This window comes from Rhodanobacter spathiphylli B39, assembly GCF_000264295.1.
GTDB lineage: Bacteria > Pseudomonadota > Gammaproteobacteria > Xanthomonadales > Rhodanobacteraceae > Rhodanobacter > Rhodanobacter spathiphylli.
In genome coordinates this window covers 58,301-76,899 of record NZ_AJXT01000003.1, presented here as the reverse complement: position 1 = coordinate 76,899, position 18,599 = coordinate 58,301, and the positions used below count along the sequence as shown (strand labels likewise).

The following is an 18,599-nucleotide window of genomic DNA, read 5'->3' as shown; positions in this document are numbered from 1 at the left end:
ATGACACCACCGACAACAACCGTGGCGTGCCGATCGCGTCGAACCTATTCGTCGGTCCACGATGCCATGCTTGGCCGATGCGACTCCCTTCAATTGGTACCCCGCTAAAATGTGGGTCGCCGGTTCGTCCTGAATCTGGGGTTCGACTAGCGTGAGCCTGTCGAAGCTGTCATGTGGGATCTCGTCGCTGTAGTCGCCACTCATTGCAATCCGCGCTGGTGCTGGTGAAGATCGGGCGGATGGATCGTGGGTGATCCGGCAGCATCCGGGAGCACGGCAGTGACGGCAGCAGGTGGCGAAATTCGCGAGGTGGAGGGGGAGCGGCAAACCACCGGGCTGCTGATCTATCGGGCGAGTCGGCTGGAGAAGCTGCTCGATCCGCTGGTGCAGTTGCTGGCGGTCACCCAGCCGGACAACGTGCTGGCGCCGCAGACCATCATCGCGGCGCATCCGGGCATGCGGCACTGGTTGAACGGGGCGCTGGCGCGCAAGTACGGCGCGGGCGGGATCGCCGCGAACCTCGACATCCTGCTGCCCAGTCCGTGGATCGATCGGCTGGCGCGGCAGCAGCTGGGCCAGCGCGCGGTGTCGTTGCCGCGCTACCAGCGCCAGCACCTGCGCTGGAGCATCCATGAAGTGCTGGGTGGCGACGTGGCGGCGCTGGGCATCAGCGATGCACGGATCGCCAGCTACCTGCGCGCCGGCGGCACGCATCCGTCGGGCGGGGTGGCGGATCAGGCGCGCCGTCGCTTCCAGCTGGCCGACCGGCTGGCTCGGATCTACTCGCAATACCTGGTGTATCGCCCGGACTGGTTGCGCGGCTGGGAGCGCGGCCACTTCAGCCTGGTGACCGGAAACGCCGCCGAGGCGGTGCTGGCGTCCACCGAGCAGCGGCTGCTGGCGCCGCTGTGGAAGCACCTGCATGACAAGCTGGGCGCCCATCGCGGCGACGTGGTCGGTGACCTGATCGAGCAGCTCGGTCGCGTCGAGGCCGGCGGCGAGGCGCTGCACGTGTTCGGCGTCAGCCACCTGGCGCCGTCCGAACTGGCGGTGTTGCGCGCGGTGGCACGGCATCGGCTGGTCGCGTTGTATGTGCCCGATCCCTGCCGCGAATATTGGGGCGGGCTCGGCCGCACGCTGCCCGCGCTGCGGCTGCAGGGCGCCGAGGAACAGGCGCGGCTGGACGCGGCCGAAGGCAACGACTACTGGGCGGACCAGGCGCATCCGCTGCTGGCCAGCTGGGGGCGCATGGGCCAGCACTTCATCATGGAGCTGGCCGCGGGCGAGGGCGATGTGTTGTCCGACGTGCGCCATCGCGAGGACGAGCAGGCGCTGCACGGGATGAATCGTCTGCAGCGCGTGCAGCAGGGCATCCGCGCGCTCGATCCGTCACTGATGCAGGTGCGGCTCGACACGCCGATCGATCGCGCCGCGCGCGCCGATGCCTCACTGCGCGTGCACAGCTGCCACACCCGCCTGCGCGAACTGGAGGTGCTGCGCGACCAGTTGCTGGACGCGATCGCCGGTACCGATGCCGACGGCCAGCCGATCCGTCCCGCCGACATCGTGGTGATGGCGCCGGACATCCAGGCGTACGTGCCGCTGATTCCCGCGGTGTTCGGCGTGGCCGGCCATGCCGGCGGGCTGTTGCCGTACCAGCTGGCCGACGTGGCGGTGTCGCGCAGTCATTCGCTGTTCGGCGCGTTCCGCAAACTGCTGGACCTGCCCGGCACGCGGGTCACCGCGCCCGAGGTGGTGGACCTGCTGGCGGTGCCGGAAATCTGCCGTCGACTGGGCCTGGATGCGGCCGGCGTGGATGAGCTGGCCGAATGGCTGAAGGCCAGCCGGGTGGCGTGGGCGCTCGATCCCGCGTTTCGGGCGCGCTTCGGCGTGCCGCCGATCGCCGAACACACCTTCGGCTGGGCGATGGATCGCATGCTGGCCGGCTATTTGATGGCCGACGCCGCCGAGGCCGAGCGGCAGCCGTCGGTGCATCTGCCCGACGGCACCGAGCTGGCGCCGCTCACCGGCATCCACGGCCCGGCCGCGGGTTACCTGGGCGCGCTCGATCACCTGCTGCAGGAAGTGCAGGCGCTGTGCGACCTGTCCGCCGAAACGCGCCTCGCCAGCAACTGGGCGAGCGAACTGGAGCGCCGCTTCGAGGCGCTGTTCCGCATCGATCCGATGGATCGGGCGGCCCGCGATGCGCAGGCGATGGTGCTCGGTTTCATCCGCACCATCACCAGCGAGCCGACGGCTGCCGGCGAGGACCCGCTGCTGCACTTCAGCGTGGTGCGCGACCTGCTGGTCGAGCGGCTGTCCGCCGTGCCCGAGCAGCAGCGTTTCCTGATGGGCGGCATCACCTTCTGCGGCATGGTTCCGCAGCGCGCGATCCCGTTCAAGGTCGTCGCGGTGCTCGGCCTCAACGACGGCGACTTCCCCCGTTCGGGCAGCGACGCGGGGCTGGACCTGATGGCGCGCTATCGCCGCCTGGGCGATCGCGACGTGCGCAGCGACGATCGCTACCTGTTCCTGGAAACCCTGATGTCGGCGCGCGCACGCCTGCACCTGAGCTACATCGGCGAAGGGGTGAAGGACGGCAAGCCGCGCAATCCGGCGCCGCCGCTGGCCGAACTGCTGGCCGTGCTGGATGCGGCCGCGGGGCTGCGTCCCGACGACGACGAGGTCGACCGGCCGTGGCTGCTGCGGCATCCGCTGCAGCCGTTCGACAGCCGCTACTTCGACGGCGGCGATGGACGGCTGTTCTCCTACAACGCGCTGTTCGCCGGCATGCATGGCCGCGGCGACCAGGCCGATGTGGCGCCGTTCCTCGACCCCGGCGGCGCCGCGGGAATCGACCCCGGCGCGACGATCGCACTGCGCGAACTGCATGCGTACTACCGCGACCCCGCCAGGCAACTGCTGGAACACCGCATGCAGGTCAGCCTGGACGCGCTCGCCGACGATCGCCTGCCCCAGGACGAACCGATCGAAGCGCGCTTCGCCGCGCTCGACACGGTGGCCAGGAAGCTGTTCTTCAACGACGCGCTGCCGGGCTGGCCGCATGCCGCGTGGCCGCCGGCCACCGCGCCGGACTGGCTGCGCCTGGGTGGCGTGATGCCGCCGGGCCGGGCCGGCCAGCAGGCCTGGCAACAGGAGAGCGCCGTGGTCGGCCTGTTGCTGCAGGAAGTCGCGAAGCTGCCCGGTTTCGAACACGCGGCGCCGGCCGGTGGCAGTTGCGGCATCGATGTGCCGATCGGCGGCTGCCGCGTGACCGGCCAGGTCACCCACGTCCATCGCAGCAGCATCGACGGTGGCGAATGCTGGCAACTGCTGCGCGTGTTCGGCGGCAACGGCGACCGGCTGAAGAAGGAGGCGGAGCTGGGCTTCCGCGAGCGCGTGCCGATGTTCCTCGACTGGGCGCTGCTGCGCCTGCACAGCGCCCGCGCGGGCGGCACGCTGCCCGCGCTGCGGCTGCGTCCGCTGCTGGACGGCGACGAGCGCCCCTGGCAGGACGGCATCAACGACTGGGACGCACGCTTCATGGCGGCCGATGACGCCGGGCGCGCGGCGCGGCTCGGCGAACTCGAACGGCGCCTGCAACAGTTGCTGGGCTGGTGGATCGAGGCGCAGTCGGCGCCGCGCTGGTACTTCCCGAAGTCGGCGTGGGCGGCGATCAGCGAGCGCATCTATCCGAAGAAGCGCAGCAGTCGTTCGAGTGACGTCGAGGCCGCCGACGAGCCGGCCCAGATCGACATCGGTTCGAGCTGGATTGCCGGTCATGGCGGCGTGGGCGAACGCGATTACGCACCCGGCTACAGCCATCTGCTGGCCGGTGAGGTGGACTTCGCCCAAGGCAGCGCGGAGCTGGCCGCGCTGGCGGAATTTGCGCTGACGCTTTATCGCTGCATCAGCTTCGACGCCAGCGCCGAGGTGTCGGCATGAGCACGGCAGCGGTCATCGATTGGCGCAGCCTGGACCTCGCCGATGGCGGGCGCAGCCTGATCGAGGCCAGCGCCGGCACCGGCAAGACCTGGACCATCGCGGTGCTGTATCTGCGATTGCTGCTGGAGCGGCAGCTGTCGCCGCGGCAGATCGTGGTGACCACGTTCACCGACGCGGCCGCGCAGGAGCTGCGCGAACGCCTGCGCGGCAAGTTGCAGTGGGCCGTGTTGCGCGCCAGCGAGAACCTCGCCGAAACCGACGACGCCGGCAGCGACGAGGGCAGCGACGGACAATGGCTGCGCGCGCGCTGGCAGCACGATGCCGAGCTGCGCGTGCGCGATCTGCAGCGCCTGCGCCTGGCCCTGGCCGAGATGGACGTGGCGCCGGTCAGCACGCTGCACAGCCTGTGCCGGCGCATCCTGGCCGATCATCCGTTCGCCTGCGGCGTGGCCTTCGTGATGGGCGACATGGTCCCCGGCGAAGCGCTGCTCGACGAAGTGGCCGCCGACCTGTGGCGGCGCCTGCAGCAGGCCGATGCCGGCGACCCGCTGGTGATGCTGGCCGCGCAGGCGGGCGACGAGCTGAGCCTGGCACGACTCAGCCGGCGGCTGAAGGTCTGCCTGGCGCCCGGCGTCAGCGTGAAGATGGCATCGGCGGCCGAGGTCGACGCCGTGCTGGACCCGGCGTGGGCAGCGCGGCTGCGCGCCGCCGTCGCCGACGGCACGCATTTCCGCAAGGGCTCGCTGTTGCCGGGATTCTGGAGCGAGCTGGCCGACTTCCTCGACGACCGCGCGCGCATGCCGGGTGCGAAGGCGTGCGCGGGGCTGAAGGAAGCCACCGCCCTGACCGGCGTGCTCAAGGGCAGCAAGGACAACGGCGAGCTGATCGCGCTGGCGGTGTTCGCCGAGCGCTGCGCCGAAATCATCGAAAGCCTGCGCGCCGGCTTCTGGCACGAGCTGGCCGCGCTGGCCCGCGCGGAAATGCGCTCACGCCTCGCCGCGCGCCACCAGCTGACGTTCGACAGCCTGATCCAGTCGGTCGGCGACGCGCTGGCCCGCGAAGCGGAGCGCGCCGGCGATCGTCCGCTGGCCGATGCCCTGTTCAAGGCGTGGCCGGTGGCCCTGGTCGACGAATTCCAGGACACCGACGGCCAGCAATACGGCATCCTCGATGCGATCTACCGCGAGCGCGATGGCAGCACCCGCGGCCGGCTGGTGATGATCGGCGATCCGAAACAGGCGATCTACCGCTTCCGCGGCGGCGACATCCACTCCTACCAGCGCGCTGCCTCGGCGGTCGACGCGACGGGCCGGCTGACGCTGGACACCAACCATCGTTCCAGCGCGGCCCTGGTCCGGGCCTTCAACCAGTTCTACGCGGTGGGCGGCACGGCGCTGGATGCCGCGGGCGAGAGTCGCATCGCCTACGAAAGCGTGAACTGGACCGAGCGGCGCGCCGGCCAGCCGTACACGATCGATGGCGAACCGTGCCCCGCGCCGCTGGTGATCCACTACCGCAGCGATCCGCCGTCGTCGCAGCCGGCGCGTCGGGCCGAGGCGCTCGAGGTCTGCGCGAACCAGATCGCCGCCATGCTGCAGTCGGGCACGCATCGCATCGGCGGCGAACCGGTGCAGCCTTCGGACCTGGCCGTGCTGCTGCCCACCGGCAACGACATCATCAGCCTGCGCGATGCGCTGCGCGAACGCGGCGTGCCCTGCGTGACTTCCTCGCGCAGCAGCGTGTTCGACACCGAGGTGGCCCGCGAGCTGCAGGTCGTGCTGTACGCGATCGCGCATCCCGCCGAACTGGGCGCGTTGCGGGCGGCGGTGGCCACGCGGCTGTGGGGCGCCAGCTTCAGCGAGCTGCAGCGCTGGGGCGACGACGTGGCGCAATGGCAGCCGGTGGCGGACACCTTCCGCAGCTGGAGCCAGCAACGGGCCGAACGGGGCATCCTGCACGTGGTCGGCCAGCTGATCGATCGCCTGGCCGCGCGTTACCTGCAGACCATGGCCGGCGAGCGCGTGCTGACCGACCTGCGCCACCTCGGCGAATTGCTGCAGGCGCAGAGCGAGCAGCTCACCGGCATCGAGGAACTGCTGGCATGGCTGAAGCAGTGCCGCGAGGATGGCGCGGCCAGCGACAACGACGCCGCCGACGCGGCGCAGCTGCGCATCGAATCGGACAGCGCCCGGGTGCGCCTGATGACGCTGCACGCCAGCAAGGGCCTGGAGTTTCCCATCGTGTTCCTGCCGCTGATGTGGAACCACGGCGAACGCCCAGGCGACGGCATGTCCGTGGTCAACGATCCGCGCAGCGGGCAACGCCTGGCCGAGTTCTCCGCCGCGGCCCGGGCGCGCGAGGCGCAGGACCTTCAGGACGAACGTTTCCGCGTGCTGTACGTGGCGCTGACCCGCGCCATCCACGCCTGTCACCTGTTCGCCTTGCCGCCGCAGCGGCCGGCCAGCGCCAGCAGCAAGACGCCGGCCAGCGGCACCAGGCGCAGTGCGCTGGACGTGATGCTGGAGCGCATCGATCCCGCCCTGGGTTCGCCCGAACTGCGCGACGCCACGCCGGACATCCGCTGGATCGACGGCTGGCATCCGCTGGCGCGACACGACTTCAGCGGCGCCGCCGCGCCTGCCGTCGAGCGCCACGCGCGCGCGCTGCCGCCGCCGCGCTCCGGCCCGCTGGAGGCGAAGCACAGCTTCACCACGCTGACCCAGGGCGAGCATCGCGACGCGGTGAATCCCGGCGCCGCCGCCGGCGACGAGGATGCAGCGGGCAACGTCGAGCTGGCCGATGCCGACGCCGTGGTGGCGGTCGAGCAGCCTTCCCCGATGACGGCGACGGAAGCCCATCCCGGCCTGCTCGCCCTGGCCGGCGTGCGCGGCACCGACTTCGGCAACGCGGTGCATGCGGTGTTCGAGCATCGCGAGGTGGGCGCGCCGATGTCGGCGCAACGCGAGCTGATCGCCCAGTGCCTGCGCGACGCCGGCGTGCGACGCAAGGACATCGAGCAGTCCGCCCTGGTCGACCTGCTGGTCAGCCGCATCCAGGATGCACTGGACGCGCCGCTGGGCATCGCGGCGTCTCCCGCGTTGTGCCTGGCCGATCTTGCCGCGGCCGACCTGCGCGCCGAGATGGGCTTCCACTTCGCGATGGATCGCGTGTCGATGCCGCGCCTGCGCGCCGCCTGCGCCGCCCATGGCGAAGCCGAGCTGGTGCCGGCCAGCCAGCGTGTGCTGAGCGGCCTGATGAACGGCAAGATCGACCTGATCTTCCATCACCACGGGCTTTATCACGTGCTCGATTACAAGGGCAACTATCTGGGCGACACCCTGGCCGACTACGCGGGCGAGGCCTTGCGCGCCCAGATGGACGCCAGCCACTACCGCTTCCAGGCGCTGCTCTACACCGTCGCGGTGGATCGCTACCTGCGCCAGCGACTCGGCGCGGATTACCGCCGCGAAGAACAACTGGGCGAATGTGTCTACCTGTTCATCCGCGCGGCGGGGCTGGCGCCCGACGCGGGCATCTGGCGGCATCGCTTTTCTTCCGACCTGCTCGACGCGGTCGGCGAGGTGCTTGCCTCCGGACCGACCACCACGGAGGCCGCATGAACACGCCCGCCCGCAGCTACCATTTCCGTCGCCTCGCCGGCGACGTCGCGCCGCCCGACGCATGGCGCATGCTCGATGCCACGGTGGCGCGCTGGGTGCTGGCGCACGGCGGCTCGCCACTGCTGGCGCGGATCGCCGGCTGGGCCAGTCATGCGGAAGGGCATGGCGACAGCGCGTTGCTGCTGAACGGCGAGGCGGCGGCGCGCCACGGCATGCGGGCCTGCTCGGAGGAGGACATCGCCGCGTTGCGCGCCGAGCCGATGGTGGCGCTGGCCGGCGACGGCGACGCTGGCGGCACGCCGTTCGTACTCGATCCGCCGCACTTCTATCTGCGCCGCAACTACCTGCACGAAACCGCCGTCGCCCGGCATGTGCGCCAGCGCCGCGCGGCGTCGCTGGCGGCCGGCGAGGTCGACCTCGCGGCGATCGACGCGCTGTTCCATGGCGACTCCGACGAGCGGGTGCGGCCGCAGCGCCAGGCCGTGGCCCAGGTGCCGGGCAAGCGCCTGTTCGTGCTGACCGGCGGCCCCGGCACCGGCAAGACCACCACCGTGCTGCGCATGCTGATGATGCTGATCAGGGAGCGCACCGCGCGGATGCAGGCGGCGCCCGTGATCCGCATCGGCGCGCCCACCGGCAAGGCCGCGCAGCGCCTGTCCGAGTCCCTGCGCGATGGCGCCGCGCGGATGCGAGCCCGCGCGCATCCCGCGCACGACTTTGACTGGCAGGCGCAACTGGACGGGGCGCTGGCCGCCGAGGCCAGCACCCTGCATCGCCTGCTGGGCAGCCGCGGCCGGCATGGCGGCTTCGTCCACCACGCCGACAATCCGATCCCCGCCGACATCGTGATCGTCGACGAGGCTTCGATGGTCGACCTGGCCATGCTGCGCAACCTGCTCGACGCGCTGCGCGAGGACGCCGCGCTGATCCTGGTCGGTGACGCCGACCAGCTCACCTCGGTCGGCACCGGCTCGGTGCTGCTCGACCTGGTCGGCGCGATGGAAGCCGAACATGCGCCGGACCTGGTGCGCCTGAGCCACAGCTTCCGCGCCGACCAGTCGCTGGTGCCGATCAACGAGGCGATCCGTCGCGGCGATGCGGCCGCGTTCGCTGCGGCATGGCGCGACGCCGGCGACAAGGCGATCCGTCGCCCGCTGGCCGACGCACAGGACCTGGCCCGCGCGCTGGCCCGCTGGAGCAACGCGGTGGCTGCCATGCTGCAGGAGGCGGGCGCGCTCGACGTGGTGGCGAAGACCGACCAGCGCGGCGTGCTGGCGGCGCTGGATGCGTTGCGCCAGCGCCAGTTGCTGTGCGCATTGCGCGAGGGCGAGTTCGGCGCCGCGACCGCCAACGCGATCATCGAGCGCAGGTTGAAAGGTCGCCTGGGCGTGGCGCCGGATGACGAGTGGTATCCCGGCCGCGCGGTGATGATCACCCGCAACGACTATACCGCTGGCCTGTTCAACGGTGACGTGGGCCTGTGCCTGCGCGACGAAAACGGCAACCTGGCGATCTGGTTCGAAGTGACCGTGCAGGGCGGCGCCGCGATCGACGGCGAGACGCTGGCCACCGGCGCGGCCCATCACGCCGGTCGCCGCGCCGTCGCTTTTTCGCCGGCCGGCCTGCCCGAACATCAGGGCGCGTTCGCGGTGACCATCCACAAGAGCCAGGGCTCCGAATACAACCACGCCGCGGTGCTGCTGCCACCGGACCCGCAGCACCGCATCCTGTCGCGGCAGCTGCTGTACACCGGCGTGTCACGGGCCCGGCAGGGGGTCGAGTTGTGGGCTGCCGACGCGGCCTGCGACACCGCGCTGGCCACGCCGGTACGTCGTGCCAGCGGACTGGCCGCGCGCATCGCCTGACACGCGCGGCTGGTCCGCGATCCGCGCTGAAGAAAACCACCCCTGTGGTTTTCCCCATCGCCCGAGAGGTTGAAAAACCCACGGCCTCTCAGAACACCCCGAGCAACCAGAGCACCAGCACGATCACCACGATCAGGCCCAGTCCGCCCACCGGACCGTAACCCCAGGAACGGCTGTAGCCCCAGGTCGGCAACGCGCCGATCAGCAACAGCACGAGAACGATGACAACCAGCAGGGACAGGGACATGTGATGCTCCTCGGTGCGCGCGCCCCCGATGGGCGCGGCGGCCACCGCGCGGTGAGGCGGTGCAGGCAGACCATCGCAGGCGCGCGGTGGATGAACCGTCAAGCGGCGCGGGCCGGGTGATCACGGGGCAGTCACGGCCGCGCTCGCGGGCGCCACGATGTCGCGGCCAGCATCGCCGTGGCGAACGGCGCGCTGCTGCCGCAACGCAGCAAGCCTGCCGCGCCTCGTCCGTAGTAGCGTGCGCGGCAACGGGGCTGCAATCATCGACCCCGGGGGCGGACGTTGCGGCAGGTGGGGCGGGCCCGGCCAGCGGGACATGTGCCTGTCATGCACGGACGACAATAATGAAACGCCGCCTTCGCGGGCGGCTCGCGCATTTCCTGGGGAAATCATGTCGAATCCGAATCCGCGTGCAGACGCCACGGCGTCACCTCGCAACTGGCTGTCCTGGTCGATCCGCTGCCTGCTGCTGGGGCTGGCGCCCATGGCGGTACAGGCGCAACAGGCCGGCGACGCGCCCGCGCCGGCGGACAGTGCGCCGTCGGTGGCCAACGCGATCAATCTCAACCGGGTCACCGTGACCGCGCAGAAGCGCGAGCAGCAGGTGGTCGACGTGCCGATCTCGATCTCGGCGTACTCCGACGACTTCATGCGGCGCTTCGGCATCAGCGACGTGGAGACGCTCAGCCGCTACGTGCCCGGCGTGCAGGTGCAGGTGCAGAGCCCGAACAACCCCGGCATCGCGGTGCGCGGCATCACCACCGACGATGGCGCGGCGACGGCGGCCAGCCGCGTGTCGATCTTCCAGGACGGCGTGGACATCAGCCGTTCGCGCGGCTCGATGGTGTCGCTGTTCGACATGGATCGCGTCGAGGTGCTGCGCGGACCGCAGGGCACGCTGTTCGGCCGCGGCGCCGAGAGCGGGGCGATCTCGCTGATCCAGAACAAGGCGCAGGCCGGCAACTCGGGCGGCTTCCAGAGCGAGTTCGGCAACTTCTCCAGCCGCAAGCTCACCGGCTGGATCAACACGCCGATCTCCGACAATGTCTTCGCCCGGGTGGCGGTACACAACGCCTATCACGACGGCTACGTCGAGAACCTCAACGGTGGCCGGCTCAACGGCGAGGACACCAAGGCGATCCGCGCCAGCCTGCATTTCAACGTGGGCAGCGGCAGCGGCATCGACCTGATCGCGAACTACCAGCGCGACGCCCCGCCGGGCACCGACTTCCACAGCGGCATCGTGCCGAACCGCTACGGCTCGACCGACGTCTACGGCGCGGCCGATCTCGATCACGGCGACCAGCTGGGGCTGCGCCGCAAGGTCTACGGGCTCACCGCGATCGGCGACTTCGCGCTGAGCGACAGCTGGCGGCTGTCCAGCACCACCGGCCTGCGCAAGTTCAATTCGCTGGAGAAGTTCGACGCCGACGGTTCGCAGGTCAACATGCTGAACTTCGCCGAGCATTCGAAGAGCCACCAGCTGAGCCAGGAGCTGCGCCTGAACTACGACGCCGGCGGCAGCTTCACCGGCTTCTTCGGCGCCAACTATTTCTACGAGAACGGCAGCGAGGCGGTGCCGTTCAGCACCGACGAGCGCAGCCTGCTGCTGCAGCTGCTGGCGCTGGCGCCGACGCTCGACGGGTTGTCCGACTCCACCCGCCAGCTGATCGCCCTGCTGGGCCCGGCGCCGCCGCTGCTCGATGCCAACTACCAGCCGAACCAGCCCTACAGCGCGATCCCGCTGCTCGGCGTGCCGCTGAACACCAACGAGCAGGAGGCGTATACCAACTACGGCCGCACGCGCTCGTACGAGGCGTTCGCCGACGGCACCTGGCGCATCAATGACCGCTTCGACATCACCGGCGGCCTGCGGGTCAGCCGCGAGGAGCAGGCCGGCGCCTACCAGGTCACCAACGCCTCGCCGGCGTCGGGCATCGGCACCACGCTGGCACTGTTCGGCGCGGGCTTCAACGGCGTCACCGGACCGAACAACCTGTTCGTGCCGACCAACGGCCGGCTGCACAACGAACACGACAGCACCTCGGTGGTCGGCCGCCTGATCGGCAGTTTCCACATCAACGAGGACACCAACAGCTACCTCAGCGTGTCGCGCGGGCGGCGGCCCAACGTGCTGGCCTTCAACGTCAACGAGGCGGGCACCGGCTACGACAAGGTGGTGCTGCCGGCCGAGACCATCCTGAGCTACGAAGTGGGCCTGAAGGGCGAAGGCGACGGTGGTCGTTTTGCCTACGACCTGTCCGCGTTCTATTACGACTACAACAACTTCCAGAGCACCGCGTTCCAGGGCGGCCGGCTGCTGACGCTCAACGCCGGCCGCGCCAGCGTGCCCGGCTTCGAGGCTTCGTTGCAGCAGGCATTCAGCGATCGCTTCAGCGGCTTCTTCAACTACAGCTACCTGCACGCGCGTTTCGCCGACAAGGACAACCAGGGTCGCCAGCAGGGCTACGCCGGCAACCACCTGCGGCTGGCGCCGGACCACACCGTGGCGATCGGCGTGCAGTGGAACCAGCCGCTGGCGGAAGGTCGCAACCTGTACGTGCGGCCCAGCTACACCTGGCGCTCGAAGATCTATTTCGAGGACAACAACAACCCCGCCTATGTGCAGCCGGCGTATGGCCTGCTGAACCTGCGCGCCGGCGTCACCTTCGACAAGGGACGCTGGGATCTTTCGGTGTGGGGCGCCAACCTGCTCGGCAAGAAGTACCTGGTGGATGCCGGCAACGTGGGCGAGAACTTCAACCTGGCCACCTACATCCCCGGCGCGCCGCGGACCTTCGGCATCGGCATCAGCGGCAAGTTCTAGCCGATGCGCAAGCGTCGCATCGTGCTGGCGGTGGTGCTCGCGGTGGGCGCCGTCGCGGCGCTCGGGCCTCGCGCAAAGAAGCGCGAGCTGACGGTGACGCTGCCGTCGGTGCCCGAGGCACCGCAGCGGCTGCAGGCCTGGGTGGACGCCCACGAGGCCGCCCAGCCGGGCATCCGCCCGGACAACCAGGCGCGCATCGTGTGGGCCGATCCGCAGCATCCGGCGCGCACCGCCTGCGCCATCGTCTACCTGCACGGCTTCGGCGCCAGCCAGGGCGAGGGCGCGCCGGTGCATCGCGAACTGGCCCGCGATTTCGGCTGCAACCTCTACCTCAGCCGGCTGCCCGGCCACGGCCTGGCTGCAGCGGACGCGATGCGCGGGCTGGACGCGCAGCAACTGGTCGACGGCGCGGCGCGGGCGCTGGCGATCGGTCATGCACTGGGCGACCGGGTCATCGTGATCGGCACCTCGATGGGCGGTGCGCTGGCGATGCAACTGGCCGCACAACAGCCGCAGGCGGTGGACGCGCTGGTGCTGTGGTCGCCACTGGTGCGCGAACGCGACGACCGGCTGGCGCCGATGTTCTGGCCCTGGGGCGGCACCTTTCTGCGTTATGCCTACAACCACGGCGACGAGGTGGTGCCGCAGACGGGCGATTCGGCGTACTGGTCGAAGTCGATCCACATGGACGGCTATCGCAGCGTGGCGGTGCTCAGCCGCAGCGTGCTCAACCCGCGCATGTTCGCGAAGATCCATGCGCCGGCATTCGTGGGTTACTACTACCGCGACGAGAAGAACCAGGACCCCACGGTGTCGGTGCCGGCGATCCTGGGCATGTTCGACCAGCTGGGCACCGCGGCGAGGTATCGACGCAAGCAGGACTTCCCCGACGCCGACGCGCACGTGATCGCCTCGTCGGTATATTCGAAATCGGTCGAGTCGGTGCACCGGCGCAGCCGCGAGTTCCTGCACGACGTGGTCGGGCTACCCTACGCGGATGACACTCGCGGGTCATCTGCCGCCGCCACACTGGACCGCGGCCACTGAGCGGTTGTGAGGCTTTCAACCTCTCAGGTCGGCCAGGGCGAGGGCACGGATGCCCGCGCGCCGAGCATGAAGCAGTCAGGCAAGTGACTGTCTCGGGTGAGTCCGGGCGCGTACCGGACTCGCGATGGAAGAGAACCACAGGAAGCGGTTTTCTTCACGGACACTGACCGGAGCAATCCATGCATCGCTTATGCTTCGCCATCGCCGTTTTCTGTGGAGTGCTCATGCCTGTGGTCGCCATCGCCGCCGAGAAGCCGCTGGCCGCGAAAGTGCTGGTGATCGGCCACCGCGGCGCCAGCGCCCTGCGCCCCGAACACACGCTGGCCTCCTACGAAAAAGCCATTGCCGACGGCGCCGACTACGTCGAGCCGGACCTGGTGATGACGAAGGACGGCGTGATGGTGGCGCGCCACGAGAACGAGATCGGCAGCACCACCGACGTGGCCAGTCATCCGGAATTCGCCGCCCGCAAGACGCGCAAGACCATCGACGGCGTGGCGGTCGACGGCTGGTTCAGCGAGGACTTCACCCTGGCCGAGCTGAAGACGCTGCGCGCGCGCGAGCGGCTGCCCAAGCTGCGCAGCACGCAGTACGACGGCCAGTTCCCGATCGCCACGCTGGACGAGATCATCGCGTTCGTGGCGGCCGAATCGGCAGCGCGCGGGCGGGTGATCGGAATCATCCCGGAGATCAAGCACGGCACTTACTTCCGCGGCATCGGCCTGCCGATGGAGGACCAGCTGCTGGCCACGCTGGCCGCACACGCCTATACGCGCACGGCGCCGGTGGAGATCCAGTCATTCGAGATCGGCAACCTGCAGTACCTGCATGGCAAGCTGGCCGACGGCACGCACGGCAACATCCGGCTGCTGCAGTTGCTGGGCGACGCCGACGAACAGCCGTACGACGTGACCGCCGTGGGCGGCCAGCTCGACTACGGGCAGATGATGACGCCGGCCGGGCTGCGCACCATCGCCACCTACGCGAACGCGATCGGCCCCGGCATCCGCGCGATCATCCCGCTGAAGTTCGATCACCTGCTGGGTGAGCCCACCGCGCTGGTGCACGACGCGCACGCCGCCGGCCTCGAGGTGCATCCGTACACGTTCCGGCCCGAGAACTACTTCCTGCCGCTTGACCGGTGGCAGGGCATCGATCCGCGCAACGTCAGCGAGGCCGGTTCGATCGCCGAGATCCGCACCTATCTCGCCACCGGCATCGATGCGTTCTTCACCGACGACCCGGCGATCGGGCGCAAGGCGCTGGACGGGATGGACAACAGCAAGTGAGAGGAACGAGGGCGAGGGAACAGCTCTCGCCCCTCGTTCCGGCCCGGATCTTCAGCGGGCGGCGATCTGGAACTGTTGCTTCGTCACCGGCTTGCCGTCCAGCGAGATCTCGACCTGGTACTTTCCGGCCGGCCACAGGTCGGGGTTCTGCACCTTGAACGTGGTGATCGCCGGGCCATCGGTGGCGATCGACTGGCTGATGTTGCTGACCAGCTGGCCCTGGCCTTCCAGGTAGCTCCACTTCGCGTTGAGCGTGGCGCCGCCGGTGCTACCTTCGGTGGCGACGCTGGCGTAGATCGCCTTGTCGTTGCTGGCAAAGCTGTCGCCGGGGCGGATGACCTGGTGGTCGGCGTTCACCGCGCTGCCCAGGGTGAGCTTGGCCACGCTGAACGGCGTGGCTGGCGGCACGGTGGAGGCGGCGACGGCGATGCTGGCGGCGGTGGCTGGCGCCAGCGCGCTGGAGGCCGCCGGTGAAACCGGCGCTTGCGCCACCGGCGCCGTGGAAGCCGGCGCCGGCGTGGGGGCGGGCGGCGGTGGCTCGTGCTTGCCGCAGGCGCTCAGCAGCAGGGCGCCGGTGAAGGCGACGCCGCAAAGCGCACCGGAACGCGGGAAGGATGTCATGCAGGTTTTCATGGGAACTCCGCTGTCGATCACGTGGCGGCGCCCGTCGCGGGCGTGGCCAGTGCAGCGAGGCTAGCTCGGCCGATCTGAAGCGCCGATTACCGGAGGTTGTCGTGGCCGGCGAACTTTCACGCGACGGCCACGCGCTGCGCGGACAGCCTACTGGCGCACCGTGCGCGGATTGTCCGGCGTGGCCGGCGTGCTGCTGCGGAACGGATTGATGTCCAGTCCGCCGCGGCGGGTGTAGCGCGCGTACACGCTGAGCTGCCGGGGCGCGCAGCGCTGCGTGAGGTCGACGAAGATGCGCTCCACGCACTGCTCGTGGAATTCGTTGTGGGTGCGGAACGAGACCAGGTAGCGCAGCAGGCCCGCGTGGTCGATCGGCGCGCCGCGATAGGCGATCTGCACGCTGCCCCAGTCGGGCTGGCCGGTGACCGGGCAGTTCGAGCGCAACAGGTGCGAGACCAGGGTTTCGGCCACCGGCGTCGCCGCGGTATCGGCCTGCAGGAAGTCCGCGTCCGGCGGTCCGTAGCTGTCGATGGCGATGTCCTGCTCATCGAGCAATTGGCCGTCCAGAACGCTCACCGGCAGGCTGGCGCCGCCGGCGGCATGCAGCTGCACGCTCACCACGGCTCCCGCCGCGGCGGACAGGTCGTGCAGCAAGGTGTCGGTGAGGCTGGCCGCGTCGGCGATGCGCTCCTGGGCGAAGCCGTTGAGATACAGCTTGAACGACTTCGACTCGATGATGTTGGGCGAGGCCGCCGGCACGTGGAACTCGGCCAGGGCCACCTGCGGCTTGCCGCGCAGGTCGAGCCACGACAACTCGTAGGCGTTCCAGATGTCCACGCCGTGGAACGGCAGCACGTCGCCCAGGCCGATTTCGGCGCGCTTGTCGGCGCGGGGGATCGGAAACAGCAGGCCGGGATCGTAACGGTCGGCGTAGACGGTGTCCTTGCCGAGCGGGGAATGTTCGGGAGTGCTCATGCGGTGGAGTTTAACTGCTCTGCGGGTGCGGCCTGGTGGGAAAAGCGAACCCCACCCCGGCCCTCCCCTGCGCGCAGGGGAGGGGGAGCAGCGGCTTTGTTCCGCGGTATCGAAGCTGCTTGCAGGGAGCGCAGGGGAGGGTGTTACACGTTCACCATGTGCATCATCGAGTCGACGTAGCGGTTGCCGGCGACGGCATCGGGCGGGAAGATCGCATCGATCGCGGCGAGCTCGGCGGCGGTGAGTCGCACGTCGAGCGCACCCAGGTTTTCGTCCAGCCGCGAGCGCTTGCGGGTGCCCGGAATCGCCAGCACCTCGTCGCCCTGCGCCAGCACCCAGGCCAGCGCCAGTTGCGCGGGCGAGCAGCCCTTGTCGGCGGCGAGCGACTTCACCTGCTCGACCAGCTGCAGGTTGCGGGCGAAGTTGTCGCCGACGAAGCGCGGGCTGCTGCGACGGTAGTCGTCGGCGTCGAAATCGTCGGGCGAGCGGATCGCGCCGGTGAGGAAGCCGCGGCCCAGCGGCGAGTAGGCGACCAGGCTGACACCGAGCCGCTGGCAGGCGGCGAACATGCCGTTGTCCTGCGGGTCGCGCGTCCACAGCGAGAATTCGCTTTGCAGCGCCGCGATCGGATGCACCTTGCAGGCGCGTTCCAGCGTGGCGCCGGACGCTTCGCTGAGGCCGAGGTAACGCACCTTGCCGGCGGCAACCAGTTCGGCCATCGCGCCCACGGTTTCCTCGATCGGCACGTTCGGATCGACGCGGTGCTGGTAGTACAGGTCGATGGTGTCGATGCCCAGCCGCTGCAGGCTGGCGTCGCAGGCGGCGCGCACGTAGTCAGGGCGGCCGTTGACGCCCCGTGCGGCGGCGTTGTCCGGGTCGCGCACGATGCCGAACTTGGTGGCGATGAAGGCCTGCTCGCGACGGCCCCTGATCGCCTTGCCGACCAGCACCTCGTTGGTGTGCGGGCCGTACACGTCGGCCGTGTCGAGCAGGTTCAGGCCGCGATCCAGCGCGTGGTGGATGGTGGCGATCGATTCGGCATCGTCGTGGGCGCCGTAGAACGCGCTCATGCCCATGCAGCCGAGGCCGAGGGTGGAGACTTGCGGGCCGTGGCGGCCGAGCGTGCGGGTCTGCATGGTGTCGCTCCGTGGATGAAGGTGGACGCATGGTGCACCCGGGCGGCCATCGGATAAATGTTCAATAATGGCCATCACCATTCAATCAACGGCAACAATGCCCATGGACCGACTCGAAGCGATGCGGCTCTATACGCGGATCGTCGAACTGGGCAGCTTCACCGCCGCGGCCGACGACCTGAACCTGCCGCGCGCCACCGTCACCCATGCGATCAAGCGGCTGGAGGCCCGGCTCGGCGCGCAGCTGCTGTTGCGTACCACCCGCCGCGTACGCAGTACCCGCGATGGCGAGACCTATTACGGGCATTGCGTGCGGCTGCTGGCCGACATGGACGAGGTCGAGGCCGATTTCCGCGAGGCCCTGGTGCAACCGAAGGGCCGCCTGCGCGTCGACCTGCCGGCGACGCTGGCGCGGCTGCTGGTGATTCCCGCGTTGCGCGACTTCTTCGCGCGCTATCCGCTGATCCAGCTCGACATCGGCACCGGCGACCGCTTCGTCGACCTGGTCCGCGAGGGCGTCGATTGCGTGCTGCGCATCGGCGAGCTGGGCGATTCGGGCATGGTCGGACGCCGCGTGGGCTTACTGCAGCAGGTTACCGTGGCCAGCGCCGCCTACGTGCGCCGGCACGGCCTGCCCGAGTCGCTGGCCGCGCTGCACGATGGCCACCTGGCGGTGAACTGGTTGTCGCCGACCACCCATCGCGCCGAACCACTGGAATTCATGGTGGGCCGCAAGCGGCGCGAAGTGACCCTGCCCGGTTGCGTCAGCGTCAGCGGCGTGGATGCCTACCTCGGGTGTTGCGAGGCCGGGCTGGGCATCGCGCAGATGCCGCGCTATCGCATCGGCGACGAATTGAAGAGCGGCCGGCTGCGCGAAATCCTGCCGGCGCATCCGCCACCGTCGTTGCCGATGACCATCCTGTATCCGCAGCAGCGGCAGATGCCCGCGCGCCTGCGCGTGTTCGTCGACTGGCTGGTGGAGTTGATGGCGCAGCAGCGCTGAGGCCTGATGCTCGTC

The 18,599-nt window shown here is 69.8% G+C and carries 11 protein-coding genes; 7 read left to right on the top strand and 4 right to left on the bottom strand.

Annotation, left to right across the window (positions count from 1 at the left end; all coding sequences use genetic code 11):
• The first annotated feature begins 279 nt into the window (after positions 1 to 279).
• Genes recC through recD form a run of 3 tightly spaced genes read left to right on the top strand, consistent with a single transcriptional unit; the run spans position 280 to position 9,430 of the window.
• The gene (gene recC, locus UU7_RS00395; RefSeq protein ID WP_050981390.1) at positions 280 to 3,945 is read left to right on the top strand and encodes an exodeoxyribonuclease V subunit gamma; all 3,666 of its coding nucleotides are present in this window, start codon (positions 280 to 282) and stop codon (positions 3,943 to 3,945) included.
• Positions 3,942 to 7,565: a UvrD-helicase domain-containing protein gene (locus tag UU7_RS00390; RefSeq protein ID WP_007804281.1), complete on the top strand. Its 3,624-nt coding sequence runs from the start codon at positions 3,942 to 3,944 to the stop codon at positions 7,563 to 7,565. The genes recC and UU7_RS00390 overlap by 4 nt, the downstream gene beginning before the upstream one ends.
• Entirely contained in the window at positions 7,562 to 9,430 is a 1,869-nt protein-coding gene (gene recD, locus UU7_RS00385; protein WP_007804279.1) for an exodeoxyribonuclease V subunit alpha, read from the top strand. Before UU7_RS00390 ends, recD begins: the two co-directional genes overlap by 4 nt.
• 88 nt (positions 9,431 to 9,518) lie before the next feature.
• Here the strand turns inward: recD and UU7_RS00380 are convergent, their stop codons facing one another.
• On the bottom strand, positions 9,519 to 9,677 hold the full coding sequence (locus UU7_RS00380; protein ID WP_007804277.1) for a DUF3309 family protein: 159 nt from the start codon (positions 9,675 to 9,677) through the stop codon (positions 9,519 to 9,521).
• A gap of 391 nt (positions 9,678 to 10,068) precedes the next feature.
• On the opposite strand from UU7_RS00380, the gene UU7_RS00375 reads away from it, so the two are divergent.
• The 3 genes from UU7_RS00375 (at position 10,069) to UU7_RS00365 (ending at position 14,840) form a co-directional block, all read left to right on the top strand.
• Positions 10,069 to 12,504 (top strand): TonB-dependent receptor, encoded by a 2,436-nt coding sequence (locus UU7_RS00375; protein ID WP_007804275.1) that lies wholly within the window; start codon positions 10,069 to 10,071, stop codon positions 12,502 to 12,504.
• Between the two features lie 3 nt (positions 12,505 to 12,507).
• Positions 12,508 to 13,551: an alpha/beta hydrolase gene (locus UU7_RS00370; RefSeq protein ID WP_007804273.1), complete on the top strand. Its 1,044-nt coding sequence runs from the start codon at positions 12,508 to 12,510 to the stop codon at positions 13,549 to 13,551.
• Between the two features lie 224 nt (positions 13,552 to 13,775).
• Positions 13,776 to 14,840 carry a glycerophosphodiester phosphodiesterase gene (locus UU7_RS00365; RefSeq protein ID WP_007804271.1) on the top strand — a complete coding sequence of 355 codons (1,065 nt, stop codon included), beginning with the start codon at positions 13,776 to 13,778 and terminating at the stop codon, positions 14,838 to 14,840.
• A 51-nt stretch (positions 14,841 to 14,891) separates the two neighbouring features.
• Here UU7_RS00365 and UU7_RS00360 read toward each other — a convergent pair whose 3' ends face one another.
• The 3 genes from UU7_RS00360 to UU7_RS00350 all read right to left on the bottom strand — a co-directional run bounded on the left by UU7_RS00360 (position 14,892) and on the right by UU7_RS00350 (position 17,581).
• Entirely contained in the window at positions 14,892 to 15,461 is a 570-nt protein-coding gene (locus UU7_RS00360; RefSeq protein WP_007804270.1) for a hypothetical protein, read from the bottom strand.
• Between the two features lie 159 nt (positions 15,462 to 15,620).
• A complete protein-coding gene (queF, locus tag UU7_RS00355) occupies positions 15,621 to 16,445 on the bottom strand; it encodes an NADPH-dependent 7-cyano-7-deazaguanine reductase QueF (protein ID WP_007804268.1) in 825 nt (274 codons plus the stop codon).
• 143 nt (positions 16,446 to 16,588) lie between these two features.
• Positions 16,589 to 17,581 (bottom strand): aldo/keto reductase, encoded by a 993-nt coding sequence (locus UU7_RS00350; protein WP_007804266.1) that lies wholly within the window; start codon positions 17,579 to 17,581, stop codon positions 16,589 to 16,591.
• 103 nt (positions 17,582 to 17,684) lie between these two features.
• Between UU7_RS00350 and UU7_RS00345 the strand changes: the two genes are divergently transcribed.
• Positions 17,685 to 18,584 (top strand): LysR family transcriptional regulator, encoded by a 900-nt coding sequence (locus UU7_RS00345; protein WP_007804264.1) that lies wholly within the window; start codon positions 17,685 to 17,687, stop codon positions 18,582 to 18,584.
• Positions 18,585 to 18,599: the final 15 nt, after the last annotated feature.